The organism is bacterium, assembly GCA_035530055.1.
Taxonomy (GTDB): Bacteria; UBA6262; WVXT01; order WVXT01; family WVXT01; genus WVXT01.
Genome location: DATKVN010000096.1, coordinates 26597 through 34209, shown reverse-complemented (window position 1 = coordinate 34209; position 7613 = coordinate 26597). Strand labels below are relative to the sequence as shown.

Below are 7613 nucleotides of genomic sequence, written 5' to 3'. Positions count from 1 at the left end.
ACTTCGAGGCTAAAATAATCAACCTGTATTTATTAGATACATTATCGAGTAACAATTCATCCAGCGAAGGTTTAGCTTTGTCTTTTTCCATTCTTTTTACTCCTACTAAATCCAGAATTAGCCAGATTTACACATTTTCTTACAGAAGGTTCAATTTTTGTATCTTTTTTTTCGACCTTTTTACTTTACTCTTTTCAGCCAGTATAATGGATTTAACCTTTGTAAAAGCATCTACTAACCGGTCATTAATCACTAAATAGTCATAACTTCCTATTCGTCCCATTTCCCAGCGGGCATTAGTGAGCCTTTTTTTAATAGTTGCTTCGCTATTACTCCTTCGCCCCTTAATCCTTCTTTCCAATTCAGAAAATGACGGAGGTGCAAGGAAGATAAACACCCCCTGGGGATACCTCTTCTTCAATTTCATCACACCCTGCACATCTATGTCTAATATGACATCTTTTCCTTTAACCAGATTCTTTTTCAGGAAATTCTTGGGTGTGCCATAGTAATGACCATGAACCAATGCCCACTCTGCAAGCTCACCCCTTTTGATCTTCTGTTTAAACTCATTCTTGGAGACAAAGAAGTAATCCTTTCCCTGAACTTCTCCACGACGGGGAACCCTGGTAGTGAGTGAGACTGAATAGCAGACGTTTGGGAAATCACTAATTAACTTTCTGCACAGAGTCGATTTACCTGTGCCTGAAGGAGCAGAGATAATTATGAGTAGTCCAGATTCAGCCATTACCTTTATTTCCGTTTTCTTAATTTATACTGCTTTGTTATAGTAGAAGTCGACAGTATCTTCTTGTTGGCCTTTTCTGTCTTCTGTTGAAATCTCTCACCAATCGTTTCTGGTTGCAATGCGGATAAGATAACGTGGTTACTATCGGTAATGATTACTGAGCGAGTACGCCGGCCACAGGTAGCGTCAATCAAACTACCTCTCTTTTTGGCTACTTCTATCAATCTTTTCACAGGCGAAGAAGTAGGATTAACTACCGTGACAATTCTCTGATTAACAACTATGTTATTAAAACCTATATTAATCAATCTTACTACCATTTTTTTTCCCTGAGGGAAGGGTCATATTAAACCTAAACTTTGATTATAGCTAAAAATAGAAAATATGTCAAATACTAATTATTCTTATGTCACCCCAGAATCCAAATTGACCACCTTTAATTATAACTACTCCCTTAATCCCTTCGATACTCTTGGCAAAATTGATTCCTTTGGCGATATCTCTATTTTCCTTTACTAAATTTCCCATAGCTGTAGCACAGGCATCAGCTAAAGCAGTGGAATTAGAAACAGCCACGGCCACATCGGCTCGACCAAAACTGAAAGAATGGCCACGAGTTCCACTGGAAGCACAGATTCCCAGGGGAGTATCTGGAGAATGGACTTCCAGACCAAATCCGTTAGAAATCTCTTTCGAACCATAATATATTCCCACTTTGCGTGTTTTGCTAGTTTTTATAAACACATCTCCACCATTTTCAATTATTACATCGGAAATCTCTTCCGACAATTTCCTTCCCACTGCACCAGCGATTGCTCCGGCTACTGAGGCAAAGGGACCTACATTGGCAAGTAGCGCTGCCTGGGCCATCTGTTTAATAATTTCTGGAGCATTGGAATCTACAGCCACGGGTCTAAAACTTACTTCAAAAATCGGATAATTCTTTATATAATTTTCAATATCCCGACGGTAATCTCCTACCAATTTCTCTGTTTTGGCGATAATACTCTTTAGCTTTCTCTTTTCTCTACCATTTACAGCTACGTATATGTCTGTTTCTTTCTGGTTAACTCGGAAGCTCACCAGGTCTTTGCTTTTGAACAATTCGCGATATTTTCTTTTCTCAACCATTCCCTTCTATTTTCATATCCTTTCTTAACTGAGCAATTACTTTTTTGAATTCCCTGGGGAGGGGAGCAGTAAATTTTACCCAATCCTTTTTAACAGGATGAATGAATCCCAATTTATATGCGTGTAGAAGCTGTCGGCTCACTCCCCAATTCTTTGGAGCAGGCCGTCCATACTCACTATCTCCTACAACAGGATGTCCGATGTGTGCCAGATGGACCCTTATCTGATGCGTCCTCCCTGTCTTTGGTCTTACCTCCAAAAGTGTAAAATCTCCTAAAATTTCATGTACTCTAAAATCAGTAATTGCCTGGCGGCTACTTATCGAGGTTACAGCCATCTTTCTCCGGTCTGTAATCTTTCTCCCCACTGGCGCCTCAATACTTCCTTCGGGATTTATAATTTTCCCAAAAACTAAGGCCAAGTATACCTTTTCCACTTTTCTATTTTCAAACTGTTTGGCTAAACGGGACAAGGAGGTGTTATTTTTGGCAACAACCATAACTCCAGAAGTGTCCTTATCCAGGCGGTGAACAATCCCCACTCGATTAATATCGAGAAATTTTCCCTTATCTAAACTAGGAAAATGGTATAGAAGAGCATTCACCAATGTGCCCGAATAGTTTCCACATGCGGGATGGACTACTATGCCCGCCGGTTTATTGAGTACAATTACAGCTTTATCTTCATAGATGATATTCAGAGGAATCTTCTCAGGAAATGCCTTGTGAGGCTTAACTGGAGGTAGATTTATGGTTACTACATCTTTTTCCTTAACTTTATAATGTCTGGAAACAGTCTTGCCATTAACCAGTATATCTCCCTGGACAATCATCTTTTGCAGGGAATTTCTGGAATGGCCAGGAAAAGAAGAAGACAAATATAAATCGAGTCTCTTTCCTTTTTCTCCCTTATGCACAATAAATTCTTTCGTCTCGCTAACCAACGGTTCTTTCCTTACAGGGACGCTTCCTTAACAGAAAAAATACCATAAGAATGCCGCCAATACAGACACCAGAATCGGCAAGGTTAAACACAGGCCAGATGCGGAAATCTAAAAAATCGATTACAAACCCGAACCTCAATCGGTCAATAAGATTACCTAAAGCACCACCCAAAATTAACCCTAAACAGAACCTTTCCTTTAATGATTTAATAACCTTTTTTCTTTCAAAAAAGATAATACCTAAAATAATAATTAGGGAAATAACGATAAAAAGAGAGCTCCCTTGAGGAAAAAGCCCGAAAGCAATGCCCCTGTTCTCAACATAAGTGATGTGGAATACACTCTTTATAATCGGAATTGACTCTGCGAGAGACATCTTTTGTCTAATTATATACTTAGAGAACTGGTCAACAGATAGTAGAATTAGAGTAATTAAGTACACTATAATTTTATTCTCCAGTGGGAAAAAATTACTCTCACAGATTCTTCACAAAATTAGCGCTAAGGAAGCTCCCCAATTCATTCGTGGAGAGGAATTAGTGCCCCACTTTCTTTTTTAAAAAATTTGACAATGTCATCAAGGTACGGCATAATACATTTATGATAAAAATACAGAGGACTGTCTCTATCAAACTCAAAGATTTCCCGGATACTATATCCGATACTTTTCAAGCTTATACTAATGCGCTGAACTACATCGCTAATATAGCTATAGAAGAAAAACTCTGCTTTACTCCTTTTAAACTTCAAAAAAGAGCCTATCATGAGATTAGGAAAAAATTCGGGCTTAAATCCCAAATGACTATCAATGCTATAAGGCTGGTAACTTCTACTTTCAAGTCCGCCTGGAAAAATAAGAGATTCAAACTTCCCAATTTCAGTAGAAAGAGTATTCTTCTTAACTATCCGAGAGATTTTAAAATCATAGACAGACAATATCTTTCTCTTAATACTATTTATGGACGCCAAAAGGTAGAATTTGTATCTGGAGACCACCAGAGACGGTATCTTGATGGCTCCTGGCAGATAGGTTCTGGTCATCTTATTAAGAAAAGAACTGGTTATTACTTTAACATTTCTGTGAGTAAAGAAATTGAAGATATTAGTCTCCAAGAAACCGTTGATGTTATTGGAGTAGATATTGGGCAACGCTACCTTGCTGTTGCTTCTGTTCCTAACAGCAGGTGCAAATTTTTCAAAGGTGGGGAACTTAAACACAAAAAAGAGCGGTTCCGCAAGACACGATCTGGGCTTCAGTCTAAGGGCACTCGTTCCAGCAAGAGAGTTCTTCAACGCCTTTCTGGACGAGAGAGACGGTGGCAGACTGATAGAAACCATACTGTGTCTAAACAAATTGTTGAGTTTGCAAAAGGCTACAGAAGACCTATTATTGTTATGGAGGATCTGAAAGGCATCAGAAAAACAGCGAAACAGAGAAAAGAGCAGAGGTATTTTTTTCATTCTTGGGCTTTTAACGAGCTTCAGAGATTTGTAGAGTATAAAGCTCAAGCAGTTGGGGTTCCTGTTTTCAAAATAAAGCCCGAATACACCTCTCAAGTCTGCCCCAAATGTGGACATTTGACCAAATCTAATGGGCTTCAATTCATTTGCTCCTTTTGTGGATTCAGTCTCCATCGTGATCTTCTTGGTTCTCGAAATATTGCAACCAAATTTGTTGTCAATAGGCAAGCTCTTATTGGCAATGGGCTTCAGTCAATAAGCCCTGAAGTAGCGAGCGTTGATGTCAAAGGCTCGAAAAAGCAATTGAGACGGAGTTCAGCTACAAGCTCTTGACCTCAGTCAGGAGAAGTTGACAGATTCTTAACTACTTGTACACACCTTGCGCAAAGCTGGGTATGTTCTCTGTTCTCTCCCACAGTGGGATTCCAGTTCCAGCAGCGCACACACTTCTTTCCCGGCGCCCTTTTCACTCTAATATATAGTTCAGACATCTCCTCGCTTCTCATCATAACTTCCGATTTGTCCTTCCCTATCCCGGAAGAGACTGAAGGCATTTCCTGGAGAATCTTCACTTCAGAAACAATGAGAATCTCATTCCAATCTCTCTGGTAATTATGGAGAAGAGTAGCTAACTTCTTTTCCTGAGTATAAAGGTCTACCTCTGCTTCCAGAGAACTCCCGATAATCTTCTCTTTTCGGGCAATCTCCAGTACCTTCACCACACTTTTCCTGAGGAGCAAAATCTTCTCCCACTTTTTCGCCAGTCGCTCGTTCCAATACTTTTTCTCCACCCCAGGAAGATTAGTCAAAAAGACACTCGCCTCCTTAACCTCTGGCACCATCTGCCAGGCCTCTTCGGCAGTATGTGACAGAATTGGTGTAGTGAGTTTAATCAAACTCACTGCTATTTCATAAAGAACCGTCTGAGCCGACCTTCGGGGAAGAGAATTTCTGTCAAAAGTATACAGCCTATCCTTAAGCACATCTAAATAGAATGAGGAAAGCTCTATGGTGCAGAAATTGTGGATAGCTCTATAAACTCGATGTAATTCGAAGGATTCATAATCGTCTACCACCTGGGAAATCAATTCCTGCAATCTATGCAGCATCCACTGATCGATTTCCGACATCTCTTTGTATTTTACCTTTTTTGAAATATTGAAATCATTCAAGTTTCCTAAAAGGAAACGGAAAGTATTTCTGATTCGTCGATAACTTTCGACAAGGTGACCGAGAATTTCTGAAGAAATGCGCACATCTTCACGGTAGTCTTCCGAAGCAACCCATAGCCTTAAAATCTCAGCGCCATACTTTTCGATAATTTCCTGGGGGGCAATTACGTTACCTATCGATTTGGACATTTTTCTGCCTTCACCATCAACGACAAACCCGTGAGTTAAAACACTCTTAAAGGGAGGTGCCTTTTCCAAGGCAATTGCAGGAATCAACGAGGCCTGGAACCAACCCCTGTGCTGGTCTGAGCCCTCCAGGTATAAGTCTGCGGGCCAGGATAGGTTTTCTCGCTCTCTCAGAACAGCTTCATGACTGACCCCAGAATCGAACCAGACATCCATAATATCTTTCTCTTTAACAAATTCTCTTTTTTTGCATTTGGGGCACTTTATATTTTTTGGCAGAATCTCTTCTTCTCTTTTTATATACCAGGCATCGCTTCCCTCCCTGAGAAACAAATCTCGAACAGCACTTATGCTCTCTTCAGACATTAGCGGTTCCCCACAATTTTTACAATAGAAGATAGGAAGGGGAACTCCCCAATACCTTTGACGGGAAAGACACCAATCTGGTCTTGTTTCCACCATACTAGAGATTCTATTTTCTCCAATTTTGGGAATCCATTCCACCTTTCTTATTGCTTTCAGCATCCTTTCTCTGAGCTTATTTTTATCTACATCCAGGAACCACTGTTCCGTAGCCCGGAAAATAAGTGGCTTCTTGCAGCGCCAACAGTGGGGATAAGTATGGACAATCTCTTCAGAAAAGAGAAGGTGAGAGGAATTCTGCATTTTTTCTATAATTAGCTTGTTAGAAGAAAAAACATCCATCCCGGAAAATTGTGGAACTTCTTTAGTAAATTTTCCCTTAACATCTACAAGAGCTAAAACCGGAAGCTCATATTTCAACCCAATTTGGTAATCTTCCTGCCCGTGTCCGGGAGCAATGTGCACTATCCCCGTTCCTTCCTTCAAGGTCACGAAATCGGCTAAGATGCCGAGAGAATCCCTTCCCATAAAAGGATGAGAGCAAACAATTCCTTCGAAATCTTTACCCTGCCAAACTTTCAGAATATCATAATTTTTAATCCCTAATTTTTCCATTATATTCGACATCAACTCTTTAGCCACAATTATTATCTCTTTTTTTAAAAAAGAATCCGAAGGAGATAACTTTACCCATGCATATTCGTATTGTGGATGAAAAGCAAGAGCTACATTAGCGGGCAAAGTCCAGGGAGTTGTTGTCCAGATGAGAACGGAAGTAGGTAGTTGTAATTTAGTCTCCTTATCTTTTCCCAATTTTTTGAGGGGGAATTTCACATAAACAGAATGGGAAGTGTGATTGGAATATTCTACTTCGGCTTCGGCCAGAGCTGTCTCGCAATTTGCACACCAATAGACTGGTTTCTTTCCTCTGTAAATATAACCTTGCCCCACAAGACGCTTGAATATCTCGATGATTTTAGCCTCGTAATCGTAGGACATCGTTAAATAGGGATTTTCCCAGTCGCCAAAAATTCCCAATCGCTTGAACTCTTCTTTCTGAATGGAAGCAAACTCTTGCGCATAAGCTCGCGCTTTCTTGCGGAATTCAACCCTGTCTATCTCTTCTTTCCTAAGCCCCAAACTCTTTAACAGCTGGTATTCAATAGGCAGTCCATGGCAATCCCATCCAGGAACAAAGGGAACATTGAATCCTCCCATCAGTTTAAACTTAACGATTATATCCTTAAGAATTTTATTTAAGGCATGTCCCATATGGATGTTTCCATTAGCATAAGGTGGACCGTCGTGGAGAATATACCTTGGTCTATTCTTATTCTTTTCCTGGATAGCTTCGTATAATTCCATTTCTTCCCACCTTTTCTGTATCTGGGGTTCCCGATTTGGCAAATCGGCTTTCATCTGAAACCGGGTAGTGGGAAGGTTTATTGTTTTATTGTATTCCATTTTTCAATCTCCTGTGAATCAGCCTGTGCTTCCCGATAAAATCGGGACGTTCGCTTCGCTCTCTGTTCCCCGGGGCGCTCACCGTCTCGCGTCCGCACCTTTCCCTCGCTTCGCTCGGTCGTCCCGATTTCATCGGGACCAGTCA

The 7613-nt window shown here is 40.4% G+C and carries 7 protein-coding genes; 1 reads left to right on the top strand and 6 read right to left on the bottom strand.

Going from position 1 to position 7613, the window contains the following annotated elements; translation table 11 throughout:
• Window positions 1-139: 139 nt before the first annotated feature.
• The 5 genes from gmk to lspA form a co-directional block, all read right to left on the bottom strand.
• A complete protein-coding gene (gmk, locus tag VMW39_07695; protein ID HUW23898.1) occupies window positions 140-748 on the bottom strand; it encodes a guanylate kinase in 609 nt (202 codons plus the stop codon).
• A gap of 5 nt (window positions 749-753) precedes the next feature.
• Window positions 754-1068, bottom strand: coding sequence for a DUF370 domain-containing protein (locus VMW39_07690; GenBank protein ID HUW23897.1), 315 nt, complete (start codon window positions 1066-1068; stop codon window positions 754-756).
• Between the two features lie 67 nt (window positions 1069-1135).
• Window positions 1136-1879 carry a UPF0280 family protein gene (locus VMW39_07685; protein ID HUW23896.1) on the bottom strand — a complete coding sequence of 248 codons (744 nt, stop codon included), beginning with the start codon at window positions 1877-1879 and terminating at the stop codon, window positions 1136-1138.
• A complete protein-coding gene (locus VMW39_07680) occupies window positions 1872-2822 on the bottom strand; it encodes an RluA family pseudouridine synthase (protein HUW23895.1) in 951 nt (316 codons plus the stop codon). The genes VMW39_07685 and VMW39_07680 overlap by 8 nt, the downstream gene beginning before the upstream one ends.
• On the bottom strand, window positions 2815-3264 hold the full coding sequence (lspA, locus tag VMW39_07675; protein ID HUW23894.1) for a signal peptidase II: 450 nt from the start codon (window positions 3262-3264) through the stop codon (window positions 2815-2817). Before lspA ends, VMW39_07680 begins: the two co-directional genes overlap by 8 nt.
• A 158-nt stretch (window positions 3265-3422) precedes the next feature.
• Between lspA and VMW39_07670 the strand changes: the two genes are divergently transcribed.
• Window positions 3423-4616 (top strand): transposase, encoded by a 1194-nt coding sequence (locus VMW39_07670; GenBank protein ID HUW23893.1) that lies wholly within the window; start codon window positions 3423-3425, stop codon window positions 4614-4616.
• Between the two features lie 2 nt (window positions 4617-4618).
• Here VMW39_07670 and ileS read toward each other — a convergent pair whose 3' ends face one another.
• Window positions 4619-7468 carry an isoleucine--tRNA ligase gene (ileS, locus tag VMW39_07665; protein ID HUW23892.1) on the bottom strand — a complete coding sequence of 950 codons (2850 nt, stop codon included), beginning with the start codon at window positions 7466-7468 and terminating at the stop codon, window positions 4619-4621.
• Window positions 7469-7613: the final 145 nt, after the last annotated feature.

Coding starts and splice junctions, on each gene's coding strand:
- gmk (HUW23898.1), bottom strand. CDS start 748: ATGGCTGAATCTGGACTACTCATAATTATCTCTGCTCCTTCAGGCACA.
- VMW39_07690 (HUW23897.1), bottom strand. CDS start 1,068: ATGGTAGTAAGATTGATTAATATAGGTTTTAATAACATAGTTGTTAAT.
- VMW39_07685 (HUW23896.1), bottom strand. CDS start 1,879: ATGGTTGAGAAAAGAAAATATCGCGAATTGTTCAAAAGCAAAGACCTG.
- VMW39_07670 (HUW23893.1), top strand. CDS start 3,423: ATGATAAAAATACAGAGGACTGTCTCTATCAAACTCAAAGATTTCCCG.
- ileS (HUW23892.1), bottom strand. CDS start 7,468: ATGGAATACAATAAAACAATAAACCTTCCCACTACCCGGTTTCAGATG.